The sequence below is a fragment of the Ruegeria sp. CI8 genome, from assembly GCF_056536865.1.
In genome coordinates this window covers 1,525,782-1,540,347 of sequence record NZ_JBQFQL010000001.1, presented here as the reverse complement: position 1 = coordinate 1,540,347, position 14,566 = coordinate 1,525,782, and the positions used below count along the sequence as shown (strand labels likewise).

Below are 14,566 nucleotides of genomic sequence, written 5' to 3'. Positions count from 1 at the left end.
AGAGCATATGGGTGCCCAGAACGGTAAGGACCTGCTGGTCAAGGTGGACATGAACGGCACGGGTCTGTTCCAGACCATCGCGGGGCTGCGGGCCACGCGGATCAGCTTCAACGCGGAAAGCGTGGATGTCACGACGCTGGAAAGCCAGGGCGGCTGGCGCGAGTTGCTGTCGGGGGCGGGGGTCAAGTCGGCCTCGATTTCGGGATCGGGCGTGTTCAAAGACGCCGGAACGGATGAACGCGCGCGGCAGCTGTTCTTTGACGGCGAAACGCCCGCCTTCCAGGTGATCATACCCGATTTCGGCATCGTCGAAGGCCCGTTCCAGGTGACCGGGATCGAATATGCCGGTTCGCACAATGGCGAGGCGACCTATGAGATGAGCCTGGCCAGCGCCGGCGCCCTGACCTTTACGGCGCTGTGATGGTCAATCCGTGGACGGGCGAGGTGGCGCTGGTGGTCGATGGCCAGCGCCGGGTGCTCAAGCTGACGCTGGGTGCCTTGGCCGAGCTGGAGCAGGAGCTGGGCGCAGGGTCGCTGGTGGAACTGGTGCAGCGGTTCGAGAGCGGCGCCTATTCCAGTGGCGACGTGCTGGGCTTGATCGTTGCGGGGCTGCGCGGAGGCGGCACGGATGTGACCCGCGCCGACATGCTGCGGGCCGAGATCGAGGGCGGACCGATGGCCGCGGCGCGGGCGGCGGCCGAGCTGCTGGCGCGGGCCTTCATGGTGCCGGGTGAGTCATGAGCGGCTTTGACTGGCCCGGCCTGATGCGGGCCGGCCTGCACGGGTTGCGGCTGACGCCGGATCAGTTCTGGCGTCTGACCCCGGCGGAACTGCGGCTGATGCTGGGGCAGGGCCGCGGGATTCCGGCGATGAACCGGGCACGGCTGGACAAGCTGCTGGCCGCCTGGCCCGACAAGATACAAGGAGAGCGTGATGACGGATCGGGACGGGTTTGACGACCTGCAGGAGCGCGGCGAGGCGCTGGGCGATGCCCTGGGCGATGCCGCCACGATGGCGGCGGCCTTCGACGCCCAGATGAAGCGGATCAGCGCCGCCTTTGAAGAGACCGGGAAGGATGTCGCCACGTTGGAGCGCGGCATGTCGAGCGGCCTGCGCAAGGCCTTCGACGGCGTGGTTCTGGACGGCATGAACCTGTCGGATGCGCTGGACGTGCTGAAGAACTCGATGATCCGCACGGCCTATTCGGCGGCGATCAAGCCGGTGACGGATCACTTCGGCGGCATGCTGGCCAATACGGTCGGCGGCCTGGTGCAGGGGCTGCTGCCCTTTGCGGATGGCGGCAGTTTCGTTCAAGGGCGCGTCATGCCCTTTGCCAATGGCGGCGTGGTTACCGGGCCCACCATGTTTCCGATGCGCGGTGCGACCGGGTTGATGGGTGAGGCCGGCCCCGAGGCGATCATGCCGCTGGCGCGCGGACCCGACGGCAAGCTGGGCGTGCGCAATTCGGGCGGCGGACGGGCGGTGAACGTGGTGATGAACATCACCACGCCCGACGTGCAGGGTTTCCGCCGCAGCCAGGGCCAGATCGCGGCCCAGATGAGCCGCGCCCTGGGGCGCGGCAATCGCAACCGGTAGTTTGGGGAGCAGGACATGAATTTCCACGAAGTCAGATTTCCCGCCAGCCTGAGTTTCGGCTCGGTCGGCGGACCCGAGCGACGCACGGATATCGTGACGCTGGCCAACGGGTTCGAGGAGCGCAACACGCCCTGGGCGCATTCACGGCGGCGCTATGACGCCGGTTTGGGGATGCGGTCGCTGGACGACATCCAGACGCTGATCGCCTTTTTCGAGGCGCGCCAGGGGCAGATGTACGGGTTCCGCTGGAAGGACTGGTCGGATTACAAGTCCTGCGCCGCATCCGCCGAGGTCGACAAGGGCGACCAGGTGATCGGGCAAGGCGACGGGGTCACGACCGAGTTCCAGTTGGTCAAGATCTATGCCTCGGGCGGGGTCAGCTATGTCAGGCCCATCGTCAAGCCGGTACTGGGTACGGTCAAGATTGGGCTGGATCAGGATGAGGCCCGAGAAGGCGTCGATTTCGAGGTGGACCTGAATAGCGGTCTGATCCAATTCGTCGTCCCGCCATCCGAGGGGGTCGACGTGACCGCCGGGTTTGAATTCGATGTGCCGGTGCGGTTTGACACCGACAGGATCCAAGTCAGCGTGGCCAGCTTTCAGGCAGGCGACGTACCCAATGTTCCGGTGGTGGAGGTGCGGGTCTGATGAGCGGCGACAAGCAGGCATTGCTGACCCATCTTCAGTCCGGCATGACTACGGTCTGCCGCTGTTGGGCGATCACCCGAACCGATGGCATGTCCTTCGGGTTCACCGACCATGACCGCGAACTGGCCTTTGACGGGCTGGTTTTCAAGGCAAGCACCGGTCTCACAGCCTCGGCCATCGAACAGGCGACGGGCCTGTCGATCGACAATTCCGAGGCCATGGGGGCGCTGTCTGATGCGGCCGTGCGCGACGAGGATATCGAAGACGGCCGCTTTGACGGTGCCGATGTCCGAGCATGGCTGGTCAACTGGGCCGCGCCGGAACAGCGCATGTTGCAGTTTCGTGGCTCAATCGGCGAGCTGCGCCGCGCAGGGGGCGCGTTTCACGCCGAATTGCGCGGGCTGACCGATCTGCTGAACCGACCCTTGGGGCGGATCTACCAAAAACCCTGTACGGCCGTTTTGGGTGACAAAGCCTGCGGCTTCGACAGGTTGACGCCCGGCTACTGGGCCGAGGCCGAGATTGCCGAGATCGACGAGGGTCCGATCCTCAGACTGCAGGGGGCGGAGGCGTTTGAGGACGGCTGGTTCGAACGTGGCCGCGTCGATGTGCTGACCGGCCGCTCTCAGGGTCTTTGGGCTTCGGTGAAGACGGACCGAAGCATCAAGACCGGGCGGGAATTGCACCTTTGGACCGCTCTGGGCTCGGGTCTGGCCGCCGGTGACCGTGTGCGGGTGCTGGCGGGCTGCGACAAGCGGATGGAGACCTGTCGGTTGAAATTCAACAACATCATAAATTTCCAGGGTTTTCCGGATCTGCCGAGCGAAGACTGGGTGATGGCCGTGCCGAAACAGGGCAACGCGAACAATGGAGGCAGCAGGCGGTCATGGTGACGGCGCAGGATATCGTGGACGAAGCGCGAGGCTGGCTGGGAACGCCCTATGTGCATCAGGCCTCGGTCAAGGGAGCGGGAACCGATTGCTTGGGATTGCTGCGCGGCGTCTGGCGATCCGTCATCGGCCGCGAGCCCGAGGCGGTGCCTACCTACAGCATGGACTGGTCCGAACCGCAGGGCGAAGAGCGCATGTGGGCGGCTGCGCGGCGCAATCTGGTCGAATGTCCGCGCAACTTTCTGGCCCCTGGATGCGTGCTGCTGTTCCGGATGCGCGATGCCGGTGTGGCCAAACACCTTGGTATCGTGAGTGAAGCGGGCGCCGTGCCACGCTTCATCCATGCCTATTCCGGACATGGCGTTGTCGAAAACGCACTGAGCGACCCTTGGCGCCGCCGGGTGGTCGCCTGCTTTGAATTTCCTTTGGAGGGCAACTGATGGCGACGATAGTTTTATCTGCGGCGGGGGCCGCACTGGGCGGATCCATCGGTGGAACCGTTGCTGGGCTGTCAACGGCCATCGTGGGCCGGGCAGTCGGCGCGACGCTCGGGCGGGTTATCGACCAGCGATTGATGAGCCAGTCGGTCATGGGTGCCGGAAGCGAGGTGGTCGAGTCTGGCCGGCTGGACCGGTTCAGACTTACGGAAACAGGCGAGGGCGCGCCGTTGTCCACCGTGTTCGGCCGAATGCGGGTCGGTGGGCAGGTGATCTGGGCGTCGGATTTCCTTGAGACCCGCAAAACCACGACGTCTACGCAGTCTGCTGGCGGCAAAGGAACGCCAAAACCAGCCGAAGTCACCACGACCACCCATAGCTACAGCTACTCGATATCACTGGCGATTGCTGTCGGCGTCGGAGAGATCGCGGACATCGCGCGGATATGGGCCGATGGGGAAGAGCTTGAGCGCAACAGTCTGAACATGCGGGTTTATACCGGTAGCCAGGATCAGCTGCCGGATCCACTGATCGAAACGATCGAAGGTGCCGGAACGGTTCCGGCCTATCGCGGCACTGCGTATGTTGTGATTGAAGACCTGCCGCTGGCGCAATTTGGCAATCGCGTTCCCCAGTTCTCTTTCGAGGTTGTTCGGCCTGATCAGAAATCCGCACCAGACTACGAATCCGAATTGCAACAGATTGTCCGGGCCGTGGCCCTGATGCCTGGCACCGGGGAATACACGCTGGCCAGCACGCAGGTAAACTATTCCAAAGGGTCGGGCCAAAGCTGGGCCGCCAACGTCAATTCGCCCTCGGGCGAGCCCGATCTGGTGGCCTCGGTGCGTGCCCTGAACAAAGAACTTCCGGGCTGCAAGGCTGCGTCGCTGGTGGTCTCTTGGTTCGGAGATGACTTGCGTTGCGGCACTTGCAGCATTCGACCCAAGGTGATCCGCGATGACGTGGACGGCGCAAACATGCCGTGGAAAGTCTCTGGGCTGAAGCGCAAATCGGCCCAGGTCGTGCAGTATGTGGACGGGCGACCGATCTATGGCGGTACCCCGGCCGATGCGTCGGTGGTTCAGGCCATTCAACACCTCAAGGGCTCCGGCAGCCGGGTAATGTTCTATCCTTTCATCCTGATGGATCAGATGCAGGGTAATTGTCTTCCAGACCCATGGTCGGATGCCGGCGATCAGCCGCATCTGCCGTGGCGCGGCCGGATCACGCTGGACGTGGCTCCAGGGCGTCCGGGGTCGTTGGACGGAACCGCAGGTGCGGACGCTCAGGTGGCAAGCTTTTTTGGTGCAGCCCAAGCCTCGGATTTCATCATCGGTAATGGCACTGTCACCTATACCGGACCGGAAGAATGGAGCATGCGCCGTTTCATTCTTCACTACGCGGCGTTGTGCAAGGCAGCAGGCGGGGTCGAGGCGTTCTGCATCGGCTCGGAAATGCGTGACCTTACCCAGATACGCGGCGCGTCCGGGTTCGCGGCCGTTGCTCAGCTGAAGGCATTGGCGGCGGAAGCGCGGCAGATACTGGGGCCAGACACCAAGATAGGCTACGCCGCGGATTGGACGGAATATTTCGGGTACCAGCCTGCCGGTGGCAGCGGTGACCGATACTTCCATCTGGACCCTCTGTGGGCAAACGAAAACATCGATTTCGTCGGGATCGACAACTACATGCCGGTCTCGGACTGGCGGGATGGCAACGAGCATCTGGATGCGCTGGATGGTGCTAGGTCAATCTACGACCTGGACTATTTGCGCGGCAACATCGAAGGCGGTGAAGGATACGACTGGTACTATCCAACACCCGAAGAACAGGACGCGCAGATAAGGTATCCGATCGAGGACGGCGAACATGCAGAGCCATGGGTGTGGCGATACAAAGACATCCGCAACTGGTGGTCGAACTTGCACCACGAACGGATCGGAGGAGTGCGCAAAGCTGACCCGACCGATTGGGTTCCGGGATCAAAGCCGATCTGGTTCACGGAATTGGGCTGTGCGGCCATAGACAAGGGAACGAACCAACCCAACAAGTTTTTGGATCCGAAATCCTCGGAATCCGATCTGCCTAAATTCTCGAACGGTCAACGCGACGATTTCATTCAGGTTCAGTATTTGAAGGCAGTTCTTGGATATTGGACCGATCCGCAGATCAACCCAGTTTCGGACATCTACGATGGTCCGATGGTGGACGTTTCGAACGCCTATGTATGGGTGTGGGACGCGAGACCTTTCCCGACATTCCCGAACCTGCGTTCACAGTGGAGCGACGGCGAAAACTACGCCCGTGGTCATTGGTTGAACGGACGTTCTGGTGCCAGGACACTGGCCTCGGTGGTGGCCGAGATTTGTCAGGCTGCAGGCGTTTCCGATTTTGATGTGTCTGCGCTGGACGGAGTTGTCCGTGGATACGTGATCGAAGATGTTTCGGACGCGCGGGCGGCCCTGCAACCCCTGATGCTGCGCTACGGATTTGATGCGATCGAGCGAGACGGTGTCCTGACATTCCGCATGAGGGCCGGGCGCCAGGCATTTGATCTGTCGCTGGATCAGGTCGCGGAAAGCCCCGAGGTCGATGGCAGGGTCCAGTACCAGCGCGAAGCCGAGGCCGAAATGGCCGGCCGCGTGCGTCTGCGCTTTGTTCAGTCGGATGCGGACCACGATGTGGTCGCGGAGGAGGCCGTGCTGCCCGATGATCGGACCCATTCTGTAGCCGTGAACGAAATGCCTCTGTCGATGACTCGCGCCGAAGGACGGCAGACGGTCGAACGGTGGCTGGCCGAGGCCCGCGTCGCGCGCAATACTGCTCGCTTTGCGCTGCCGCCGTCGCAGATGAATCTGGGCGCCGGCGACATTGTTCGACTTCCATCCTGGAATGGGGGAGCCGGTGCGCTGTATCGCATAGACAGGTTGGAACAGGCTGACATCCAGCTGGCAGATGCCGTGCGGATCGAGCCCGGGGTCTATTCGCCGTCCGATATGGCGGATGATGGGTTTGTGTCACAACCCTTTGTGGCCCCAGTCCCGGTTCTTCCGATTTTTCTTGATCTGCCACTCATTACAGGCGCCGAAGAGCCGCACGCCCCTTATCTGGCCGTCACGGCCGATCCCTGGCAAGGCAGCGTCGCCGTCTATTCCTCGGACAGCGACGAGGGCTACGCGCTGCGCGATCTGGTGACTGGTCAGGCTGTGATCGGGTTTACCGAATCCGCCTTGCCTTCCGCGAGCGCAGGGGTTTGGGATGAAGGTGAGCCGTTGCGCGTGCGCCTTGTCGATGGCGTCTTGCAGTCGCGGTCGCGTGACTCACTTCTAACCGGCGCCAACTTGGCCGCGATCGGAGACGGCACGCCCGGAAATTGGGAAGTGTTTCAATTCGCGGATGCCGTCTTGCAGGAACCCGGGGTCTATGCCCTGTCTGGCCGCCTGCGTGGCCAATTGGGTACGGACGCAGTCATGCCCGAAATCTGGCCGGAGGGTTCCGTGTTCGTGTTGCTTGACGAGAGGGTTCTTCAGACCAGTCTGCTGCGGACCGAACGCCGAATTGCCCGGCACTACCGGATCGGGCCTGCAACCCGCGGATACGACGACGATTCCTATGTCCATAAGGTCGAGGCGTTTGATGGAAACGGTCTGCGCCCCTACGCGCCAGTTCATCTTAAGGTCGAAAGACACGAGGGCGATGACCTGTTCACCTGGGTACGCCGAGCCCGGATCGACGGCGACGATTGGGACGTGCTGGATGTGCCGCTGGGCGAGGAGTCCGAGACCTATCTGATCCGCATTCGGTCAGGTGGCACCCTTGTTCGGGAAGAGATCGCCACGACGCCAGGTTGGACCTATTCCGCGGTAACAAAGTCTTCGGACGGTGTCGCGGGCCTCTACGAGGTCGAGGTCGCGCAGGTTTCGGCCAGCTACGGGCCGGGCGCGGCCGCGCGGCTGAGTGTCGGGTAGAGGGACCATGCGCCCTGTTTTGCACGGCGATGTCAGTTCTGCGGCGCGGGTTTTGCTGACCGTGCCGCAAGCCCAGCGTGAGCGGCTGTGCGCGCGCATGATCGCCGAGGCCGAGTTGGCTGACCGTCACGTGACCGCGACGGGTCGTTTGCATCCCGTTTACGGGAACGGAGCATTGATGGCAGCGGCACGCAGCCGCCCGCCGGCAGATGAGCCGAGCTTCAGCGACACCGAGTATTGCCGGTGCTTCGAGACGGTACTGCGCCAACTTATCCGATTTCAACTCAACCAGCCGCGCAGCTGACGCACTTGCTGGCGGCCGGATCCAGGTCCAGCCGTCTGCGCGGAATGTCGTCACCGCAATCCTCGCAATACCCGAATTCGCCCTCGGCCATCCGGTCGAGGGCGGCTCTCAGCCGTCGGGCTTCGAGATCTCGTCGCGTTTGTTGCGCCTTGGCCATGGCCTGATTCTGCAACGCATCCATTCGGCTGAGCCGCCCGACCGCCTGCTGGTCAAGCTCGACCACGGATTGAGCGTCCTGACCGGCGAGGGAATTGCGTTCCAATTCCTCCAGCCGGGACAGGATAAGTGTTTCAAATTCCCTGAGTTCGGACCGGTTCATTTTCTGTTGTGTTGCCCATCAAGGGTTTGCGTTTGGCCTTTTTGGGCCTAGATGGCTATTCTAGGCGCAGCAGAGGATCAAAAGCCATGTTTGAAACGCGCACCCAAGTTACGTCAGTTGACCCCGTCTGGGACCGGATCACGGCCGAAGCACAGGCCGCCGTCGAAAAAGAGCCTTTGATGGGCGGACTGGTGCATGCCTGTATCCTGCACCACAAGTCTCTGGAACGTGCGTTGTCCTATCGCATCTCTGCCAAGCTGTGCTCGAACGAGATGTCGATGATGGTTCTGCGTGAAATCGTCGAAGAGGCCTATGCCGATGACAAGGCGCTGATGAATGCCGCCCGCGCGGACCTGATGGCCGTGTACGAGCGCGACCCGGCCTGCCACCGTCTGCTGCAGCCAATTCTGTATTTCAAAGGCTACCAAGCCATGCAGGCCTATCGCGTGGCCCACTGGCTTTGGCAGAAGGGCCGGCACGATCTGGCCTATTTCTTCCAGATGCGCAGTTCGGAAATCTTCGGGATCGACATTCATCCCGCCGCGAAGATCGGCAAGGGCATCATGATCGACCACGCGCATTCTATCGTAATCGGTGAAACTGCGGTTGTGGGTGACAATGTCTCGATGCTGCATTCGGTGACCCTGGGCGGGACCGGCAAGGAAGAAGAGGACCGCCATCCCAAAATTGAGGATGGCGTTCTGATCGGGGCCGGGGCCAAGGTTCTTGGCAATATCCGCGTCGGTCATTGCAGCCGCATCGCCGCCGGTTCGGTGGTGCTGCAGGACGTGCCGCCCTGCAAAACCGTGGCGGGTATCCCAGCCAAGATCGTGGGTGAGGCGGGATGTGACCAGCCCTCGATCTCGATGGATCACATGCTGGGCAAGGATCAGTAAGCCTGTTCTCAGGTACGAAAAAGGCCGCCTCGGGGTCCGAGGCGGCCTTTTGATTCTTGTGGCGTGGATCAGGCCAGCATGACCATCGGATTTTCCAGGTTGTCCACGATGGCCTGCAGGAGCTGTGCTCCAAGCGCGCCGTCGATCACGCGGTGATCCACCGACATGGTGACCGACATCACGGTCGCCACGGTCAGTTCCCCGTCCTCGCCCACGACCGGCTTCTTGGCGCCGGTACCGACGGCCAGGATGCCTGCGTGCGGCGGGTTCACGATGGCGTCGAAATTGTCGATGCCAAACATGCCCAGGTTCGAAACCGCGAAGGTGCCGCCCTGATACTCATGCGGGGCCAGCTTGCGTTCGCGCGCACGCGCGGCCAGGTCCTTCATCTCGGTCGAAAGGGCCGACAAAGATTTGGTGTCGGCGTCCTGCAGGACCGGGGTGAACAACCCGCCTTCGATCGCCACGGCCACGGCCACGTCCGAAGGTTTCAACTGCAGAACCCGGTCGCCCGCCCATACGGCGTTGCACTCGGGCACCTGCTGCAGCGCGTTGGCGACGGCCTTGATGATGAAGTCGTTGACGCTCAGCTTAACGCCGCGGGCTTCCAACTGCTTGTTCAGCTGGCTGCGGAATTTCAGCAGCGCGTCCAGCTTGATGTCGCGGCGCAGGTAGAAATGCGGGATGGTCTGCTTGGCCTCGGCCAGACGGGCGGCGATGGTCTTGCGCATGCCGTCCAGCTTGACCTCTTCGTACTCGCGGCCTTCGTACATGCGGGCCACCATGTCGGCCGAGGGGCCTGCAGGAGCAGCGGCAGGGGCGGGCGCCGCGCTTGCCGAAGCAGCCGGTGCCGCTGTCGGAGCGGTTGCGCCTTCGACATCCGCTTTGACTATGCGGCCATGCGGGCCCGAGCCCTTGATCTGCGCCAGGTCCAGACCCTTTTGGGCGGCAATGCGACGGGCCAGCGGCGAGGCAAAGATGCGTCCGCCATCGGCTTTGACCGGGGCCGCCGGTGCCGGGGCAGGGGCGGGCGCCTCGGATGCCGCAGGGGCGGCAGCCTCGTTGCCCGCGTCGGCTGCGGGCGCAGCCTCGGGTGCCTTGGTCGGGGCTTCGGCGATGTCATCGGCGCTTTCGCCTTCTTCCAGCAGCACGGCGATGGGGGTGTTCACCTTGACCCCCTCGGTGCCTTCAGGAACCAGGATCTTGCCGACGACGCCTTCGTCAACGGCTTCGAATTCCATCGTGGCCTTGTCGGTCTCGATCTCGGCCAGCAGGTCGCCGGAGGAGACGGTGTCGCCTTCCTTGACCAGCCATTTGGCGAGCGTGCCTTCCTCCATGGTCGGCGAAAGGGCGGGCATCAGAATTTCGGTGGGCATCTGTCAGTCGCTCCTTACCGATAGGTCACTTGTTTGACGGCGGCGATCACTTCGTCGGTGGTAATCAGCGCCAGCTTTTCCAGGTTCGCCGCATAGGGCATGGGCACGTCCTTGCCGGTCAGCGTGATGACGGGCGCGTCGAGATAGTCGAACGCTTCCTGCATGACCACGGAACTGATGTAGCTGCCGACCGAGCCTTGCGGCCAGCCTTCTTCCACTGTGACCAGACGGTTGGTTTTCATCACCGAGTTGATGATCGCACCGGTGTCCATCGGGCGGATGGTGCGCAGGTCGATCACCTCGGCGCTGATGCCATCCTCAGCCAGCTTGTCGGCGGCTTCCAATGCGTATTGCATACCGATCCCAAAACTGACGATGGTCACATCGGTGCCTTCGCGCCAGATGCGGGCCTTGCCCAGCGGCACGGTCAGATCATCGACCTGCGGCACGTCGAACGAGCGGCCATAGAGGATTTCGTTTTCCAGGAACACGACCGGGTTGGGATCGCGGATGGCCGATTTCAGCAGACCTTTGGCATCGGCTGCCGAATAGGGCATCACCACCTTCAGGCCCGGGATCTGCATGTACCAGGCGGCATAGTCCTGAGAGTGCTGGGCTGCCACGCGCGCGGCGGCGCCGTTGGGGCCGCGGAACACGATTGGACAGCCCATCTGACCGCCGGACATATACAGCGTCTTGGCAGCAGAGTTGATGATCTGGTCGATCGCCTGCATGGCGAAGTTGAATGTCATGAACTCGACGATCGGCTTCAGGCCGCCAAAGGCGGAACCCACGGCAATGCCGGTAAAGCCATGCTCGGTGATCGGCGTGTCGATCACGCGTTTTGCGCCGAATTCGTCCAGCAGGCCCTGGCTCACCTTGTAGGCGCCTTGGTATTCACCGACTTCTTCGCCCATCAGGTAGACGTCTTCGTCCGAGCGCATTTCCTCGGCCATCGCGTCGCGCAGAGCCTCACGGACAGTCATCGATTTCATCTCCGCATCTGCTGGCCAGTCCGGCGACAGGTCCACGGTAGGCGCGGCCGGTGCAGCAGGGGCAGGAGCGGGGGCCTCAACCGCCGCCGGGGCGGCTTCGGCCTCCGCTGCGGCTGCGGGGGCAGCCGCGGTCACGGTCGAGGCGTCTTCGCCCTCTTCCACCAGGATCGCGATCGGCGTGTTGACCTTCACGCCTTCGGTGCCTTCGGCAATCAGGATTTTGCCGACGATGCCTTCATCGACGGCTTCGAACTCCATCGTGGCCTTGTCGGTTTCGATCTCTGCCAGAATGTCGCCAGAGCTTACAGTGTCGCCTTCCTTGACCAGCCACTTGGCCAGTGTGCCTTCCTCCATGGTCGGCGAAAGGGCGGGCATGAGAATTTCGGTTGCCATGTCTTATTCGTCCTCTCAGGCGTAAATGTCGGTCCAGAGCTCGTCCAGCGACGGCTCGGGGCTTTCCTTGGCGAACTCGGCGGCCTGGTTGACGACCTCCTTGATTTCCTTGTCGATCGCCTTCAGGTCATCCTCGGTGGCGTGCTTTCCGGTCAGCAGCAGCTCGCGCACGTGTTCGATCGGGTCGCTTTGCTCGCGCACCTTCTGCACCTCTTCGCGGGTGCGGTACTTGGCGGGGTCCGACATCGAGTGGCCGCGATAGCGGTAGGTCTTAACCTCGAGGATGTACGGGCCCTTCCCAGCCCGGCAGTGCGCCACGGCCTTTTCACCGGCTTCTTTCACCGCCAGAACGTCCATGCCGTTGACGATCTCGCCGGGGATGCCGAACGCCTCACCGCGGTGATAGATGTCCTTGGTCGAGGTCGAGCGCGACTGCGCCGTGCCCATCGCGTACTGGTTGTTTTCGATCACGAAGACCACCGGCAATTGCCAGATGGCCGCCATGTTGAAGGTTTCATAGACTTGACCTTGGTTCGCTGCGCCGTCACCGAAATAGGTAAAGGTCACGCGGCCGTTGTCTTTATACTTGTCTGCAAAGGCCAGGCCTGCACCCAGCGGAACCTGTGCGCCGACGATGCCATGGCCACCGTAGAAATGCTTTTCTTTCGAGAACATGTGCATCGAGCCGCCTTTGCCCTTGGACAGGCCGCCTTCGCGTCCGGTCAATTCAGCCATGACGCCGCCCGGATCCATCCCGCAGGCCAGCATATGGCCGTGGTCGCGGTAGGAGGTGATGCGCTTGTCGCCATCCTCGGCCGCAGCTTCGAGCCCCACGACGACGGCTTCCTGACCGATGTAGAGGTGGCAGAAACCGCCGATCAGACCCATGCCGTATAGTTGACCGGCCTTTTCCTCGAATCGGCGGATCAACAGCATCTCGCGGTAGTAGGTTTTGAGTTCTTCCGCAGAAACGTTTGGTTTCTTTGTGGTTTTTCGCGCAGCCATCGTGGCGACCTCTCCCTTCCGGCAAGATAGTTTAGCGTTAAACTATCTCATAAAGCATTTCGTGCTTTCTGGCGAGCGGAAATGTGACGCAGCGTCCTGGACCGGATAGGAGTATCTGTTTCCACCCGAAATCCGGCAGGTTTTCGCCTTTTGGTTCGCCCTATGCACGGTTAGTATGCTTCCATTGGCAGGCAGTTTTGAACAGGCGCCGGAGACAAATTGGCATGATGATCCTCAGAGAGCCGAAGCTGGTTTTCATCAAAACGAAGAAAACCGCCGGATCATCCATCGAAATTGCACTGAGCAAGCATCTGAAAAATGGTGACTTCGCGTCCCCGCTTTTACCGGAGGAGGAGGCTCAAAGGCCCGGAAAAAGACCCATTGTGCGTCAATCGGTCCGACTGTTGCGAGAGCGATCAAACGGCCAGGTTCGGGCCCGTCAACCCCACAACCCCCACTCAGTGGTCGCGACCTATTTGTCAGATATTGCGGAGGGATGTTTCAGCTTTTGCGTGGAACGCAATCCGTGGGACAAGGCCGTTTCGGCTTTCTACTTTTGGATGTACAGACGTGGAATTGAAGTCGTCGATCCCCATGCGATGTTCACGCGATTTTGCCAAGAGCAGTTACAATTCTTTTCTGACTTCGACCTATACTCGACGGATGGAGAAATAGTTGTTGATCGTGTAATTAGGTACGAAAGACTTGCAGCAGAATTCGGTGAGCTTATGCAAGAAGTCGGAATTGGTGATGTGTCGCTAAATGAGGTTCAAGCAAAAGCGGGTATCCGGAAAACAAGGCGATTGGACCTGTTCTATGGAAGAAACTGGCGTAGCAGAAACGTAGACTTGGTTGCTGATGTTTTCTCCGCTGAAATAGCGGCACTAGATTATAACGTGCCTTACAGCCATGGGTATTTTATTAACGGATGACGATTTCATCAGCCCGGATCATTCCCAAAACGGTTCGGGCCTGCTGATCCAGCAGGTCGAGATCCAGGTAGGTGTCTGAAAGGCGTCGGGTCAGGTTTTCCATCCGAGCGATGTCGGCGTTCAGCGCCGCAAGGTCGCGTGACAGAGCGTCCCGTTCCGCTGAAATCTCGATCCGTCGGAACAGGCCGTAGTCGCCCTGAACGGCAGCAAAGGTGAAATAGACACCCAGCATGAAAGCCACCGAAAAGAATGCGACTGCGCCCAGACCGGGCCGATTGGAACGGGACACTCTGTTGACCGCCGTATGAATACTGCCTCAAAAACGTGCCCTTTGCGGGCATCTGTCAGCACTATGTCACAGGTGATTCGGGTTGTGAATCCCCCGATTCGCACTTTTTGTAATTCGACGAAAAAAGTGATGCTCGAAGAGCCATGACCGCGTAGGTATCCGCTCAACGCAAAGCGGACAGTTCCTGATTTCGATTCAGGGTCTGTTCTTCCATGCAAGACCAATAGAACATTTGCGCGGCACTGCCATCGCTTTTGAGTTCGGGGTCACAAGTTGCGTCCCTGCGTTTCAACCAAGCGCGCTGTTCGTTCAACAAAGCCTCACCGTTTCCGCGCCTGTCCGCCGCTGATTTGACCTCTTTCCAGAGGCGGTTCAGTTCTTTATCAGCGATTTCCCATTTCTCTTTGGCACAGAAAGTGGCGTCGATCTGAGTTTGACCGGCGCAATGGGACTGCGCGCCAGAAACACTGGGCAAGAGGATAACAGCGAACGTGGCAACGGCTTTCATGGCCCATCTC

Annotated in this window: 17 protein-coding genes; 11 read left to right on the top strand and 6 right to left on the bottom strand. The window is 61.2% G+C overall.

Annotation, left to right across the window (positions count from 1 at the left end; genetic code table 11):
- Positions 1-7: 7 nt before the first annotated feature.
- From ACR0DA_RS07575 to ACR0DA_RS07535, 9 genes are read left to right on the top strand one after another with little or no spacing between them, the layout of a single operon-like run.
- Entirely contained in the window at positions 8-421 is a 414-nt protein-coding gene (locus tag ACR0DA_RS07575) for a phage major tail protein, TP901-1 family (RefSeq protein WP_149774855.1), read from the top strand.
- Positions 421-741, top strand: coding sequence for a gene transfer agent family protein (locus ACR0DA_RS07570; RefSeq protein WP_170523288.1), 321 nt, complete (start codon positions 421-423; stop codon positions 739-741). The genes ACR0DA_RS07575 and ACR0DA_RS07570 overlap by 1 nt, the downstream gene beginning before the upstream one ends.
- On the top strand, positions 738-956 hold the full coding sequence (locus tag ACR0DA_RS07565) for a rcc01693 family protein (RefSeq protein ID WP_170390416.1): 219 nt from the start codon (positions 738-740) through the stop codon (positions 954-956). The genes ACR0DA_RS07570 and ACR0DA_RS07565 overlap by 4 nt, the downstream gene beginning before the upstream one ends.
- Positions 934-1,596, top strand: a complete 663-nt coding sequence (locus ACR0DA_RS07560) for a phage tail tape measure protein (RefSeq protein ID WP_170599505.1) — start codon at positions 934-936, stop codon at positions 1,594-1,596. Before ACR0DA_RS07565 ends, ACR0DA_RS07560 begins: the two co-directional genes overlap by 23 nt.
- A gap of 15 nt (positions 1,597-1,611) precedes the next feature.
- Positions 1,612-2,244: a DUF2460 domain-containing protein gene (locus tag ACR0DA_RS07555; RefSeq protein WP_170595420.1), complete on the top strand. Its 633-nt coding sequence runs from the start codon at positions 1,612-1,614 to the stop codon at positions 2,242-2,244.
- Complete coding sequence (locus ACR0DA_RS07550) at positions 2,244-3,137, top strand: DUF2163 domain-containing protein (protein ID WP_480753481.1); 894 nt, start codon at positions 2,244-2,246, stop codon at positions 3,135-3,137. Before ACR0DA_RS07555 ends, ACR0DA_RS07550 begins: the two co-directional genes overlap by 1 nt.
- On the top strand, positions 3,131-3,574 hold the full coding sequence (locus tag ACR0DA_RS07545) for a C40 family peptidase (RefSeq protein WP_480753480.1): 444 nt from the start codon (positions 3,131-3,133) through the stop codon (positions 3,572-3,574). Before ACR0DA_RS07550 ends, ACR0DA_RS07545 begins: the two co-directional genes overlap by 7 nt.
- A complete protein-coding gene (locus ACR0DA_RS07540) occupies positions 3,574-7,539 on the top strand; it encodes a baseplate multidomain protein megatron (protein WP_480753478.1) in 3,966 nt (1,321 codons plus the stop codon). Before ACR0DA_RS07545 ends, ACR0DA_RS07540 begins: the two co-directional genes overlap by 1 nt.
- Before the next feature lie 7 nt (positions 7,540-7,546).
- Positions 7,547-7,843: a DUF7742 family protein gene (locus ACR0DA_RS07535; protein WP_170592483.1), complete on the top strand. Its 297-nt coding sequence runs from the start codon at positions 7,547-7,549 to the stop codon at positions 7,841-7,843.
- Here ACR0DA_RS07535 and ACR0DA_RS07530 read toward each other — a convergent pair.
- Positions 7,824-8,162 carry a TraR/DksA family transcriptional regulator gene (locus ACR0DA_RS07530; protein ID WP_170338608.1) on the bottom strand — a complete coding sequence of 113 codons (339 nt, stop codon included), beginning with the start codon at positions 8,160-8,162 and terminating at the stop codon, positions 7,824-7,826. The genes ACR0DA_RS07535 and ACR0DA_RS07530 overlap by 20 nt on opposite strands.
- Before the next feature lie 86 nt (positions 8,163-8,248).
- Here ACR0DA_RS07530 and cysE point away from each other — a divergent pair, with 86 nt between their 5' ends.
- Entirely contained in the window at positions 8,249-9,058 is an 810-nt protein-coding gene (cysE, locus tag ACR0DA_RS07525) for a serine O-acetyltransferase (protein WP_093962389.1), read from the top strand.
- Between the two features lie 68 nt (positions 9,059-9,126).
- Here cysE and ACR0DA_RS07520 read toward each other — a convergent pair whose 3' ends face one another.
- The 3 genes from ACR0DA_RS07520 to pdhA are packed head-to-tail and all read right to left on the bottom strand — an operon-like array spanning position 9,127 to position 12,827.
- A complete protein-coding gene (locus tag ACR0DA_RS07520) occupies positions 9,127-10,434 on the bottom strand; it encodes a pyruvate dehydrogenase complex dihydrolipoamide acetyltransferase (RefSeq protein WP_170455658.1) in 1,308 nt (435 codons plus the stop codon).
- A gap of 14 nt (positions 10,435-10,448) precedes the next feature.
- Positions 10,449-11,822, bottom strand: coding sequence for a pyruvate dehydrogenase complex E1 component subunit beta (locus tag ACR0DA_RS07515; RefSeq protein WP_170599510.1), 1,374 nt, complete (start codon positions 11,820-11,822; stop codon positions 10,449-10,451).
- A gap of 15 nt (positions 11,823-11,837) precedes the next feature.
- Positions 11,838-12,827: a pyruvate dehydrogenase (acetyl-transferring) E1 component subunit alpha gene (gene pdhA / locus ACR0DA_RS07510; protein ID WP_093962386.1), complete on the bottom strand. Its 990-nt coding sequence runs from the start codon at positions 12,825-12,827 to the stop codon at positions 11,838-11,840.
- 224 nt (positions 12,828-13,051) lie between these two features.
- Here pdhA and ACR0DA_RS07505 point away from each other — a divergent pair, with 224 nt between their 5' ends.
- Entirely contained in the window at positions 13,052-13,759 is a 708-nt protein-coding gene (locus ACR0DA_RS07505) for a hypothetical protein (RefSeq protein WP_170363246.1), read from the top strand.
- Here ACR0DA_RS07505 and ACR0DA_RS07500 read toward each other — a convergent pair.
- Positions 13,749-14,048, bottom strand: a complete 300-nt coding sequence (locus ACR0DA_RS07500) for an FtsB family cell division protein (protein WP_170338112.1) — start codon at positions 14,046-14,048, stop codon at positions 13,749-13,751. The genes ACR0DA_RS07505 and ACR0DA_RS07500 overlap by 11 nt on opposite strands.
- Before the next feature lie 163 nt (positions 14,049-14,211).
- Positions 14,212-14,556 carry a lysozyme inhibitor LprI family protein gene (locus tag ACR0DA_RS07495; RefSeq protein WP_170338113.1) on the bottom strand — a complete coding sequence of 115 codons (345 nt, stop codon included), beginning with the start codon at positions 14,554-14,556 and terminating at the stop codon, positions 14,212-14,214.
- Between the last annotated feature and the right edge of the window lie 10 nt (positions 14,557-14,566).

Coding starts and splice junctions, on each gene's coding strand:
- ACR0DA_RS07575 (WP_149774855.1), top strand. CDS start 8: ATGGGTGCCCAGAACGGTAAGGACCTGCTGGTCAAGGTGGACATGAAC.
- ACR0DA_RS07570 (WP_170523288.1), top strand. CDS start 421: ATGGTCAATCCGTGGACGGGCGAGGTGGCGCTGGTGGTCGATGGCCAG.
- ACR0DA_RS07565 (WP_170390416.1), top strand. CDS start 738: ATGAGCGGCTTTGACTGGCCCGGCCTGATGCGGGCCGGCCTGCACGGG.
- ACR0DA_RS07560 (WP_170599505.1), top strand. CDS start 934: ATGACGGATCGGGACGGGTTTGACGACCTGCAGGAGCGCGGCGAGGCG.
- ACR0DA_RS07555 (WP_170595420.1), top strand. CDS start 1,612: ATGAATTTCCACGAAGTCAGATTTCCCGCCAGCCTGAGTTTCGGCTCG.
- ACR0DA_RS07550 (WP_480753481.1), top strand. CDS start 2,244: ATGAGCGGCGACAAGCAGGCATTGCTGACCCATCTTCAGTCCGGCATG.
- ACR0DA_RS07545 (WP_480753480.1), top strand. CDS start 3,131: ATGGTGACGGCGCAGGATATCGTGGACGAAGCGCGAGGCTGGCTGGGA.
- ACR0DA_RS07540 (WP_480753478.1), top strand. CDS start 3,574: ATGGCGACGATAGTTTTATCTGCGGCGGGGGCCGCACTGGGCGGATCC.
- ACR0DA_RS07535 (WP_170592483.1), top strand. CDS start 7,547: ATGCGCCCTGTTTTGCACGGCGATGTCAGTTCTGCGGCGCGGGTTTTG.
- ACR0DA_RS07530 (WP_170338608.1), bottom strand. CDS start 8,162: ATGAACCGGTCCGAACTCAGGGAATTTGAAACACTTATCCTGTCCCGG.
- cysE (WP_093962389.1), top strand. CDS start 8,249: ATGTTTGAAACGCGCACCCAAGTTACGTCAGTTGACCCCGTCTGGGAC.
- ACR0DA_RS07520 (WP_170455658.1), bottom strand. CDS start 10,434: ATGCCCACCGAAATTCTGATGCCCGCCCTTTCGCCGACCATGGAGGAA.
- ACR0DA_RS07515 (WP_170599510.1), bottom strand. CDS start 11,822: ATGGCAACCGAAATTCTCATGCCCGCCCTTTCGCCGACCATGGAGGAA.
- pdhA (WP_093962386.1), bottom strand. CDS start 12,827: ATGGCTGCGCGAAAAACCACAAAGAAACCAAACGTTTCTGCGGAAGAA.
- ACR0DA_RS07505 (WP_170363246.1), top strand. CDS start 13,052: ATGATGATCCTCAGAGAGCCGAAGCTGGTTTTCATCAAAACGAAGAAA.
- ACR0DA_RS07495 (WP_170338113.1), bottom strand. CDS start 14,556: ATGAAAGCCGTTGCCACGTTCGCTGTTATCCTCTTGCCCAGTGTTTCT.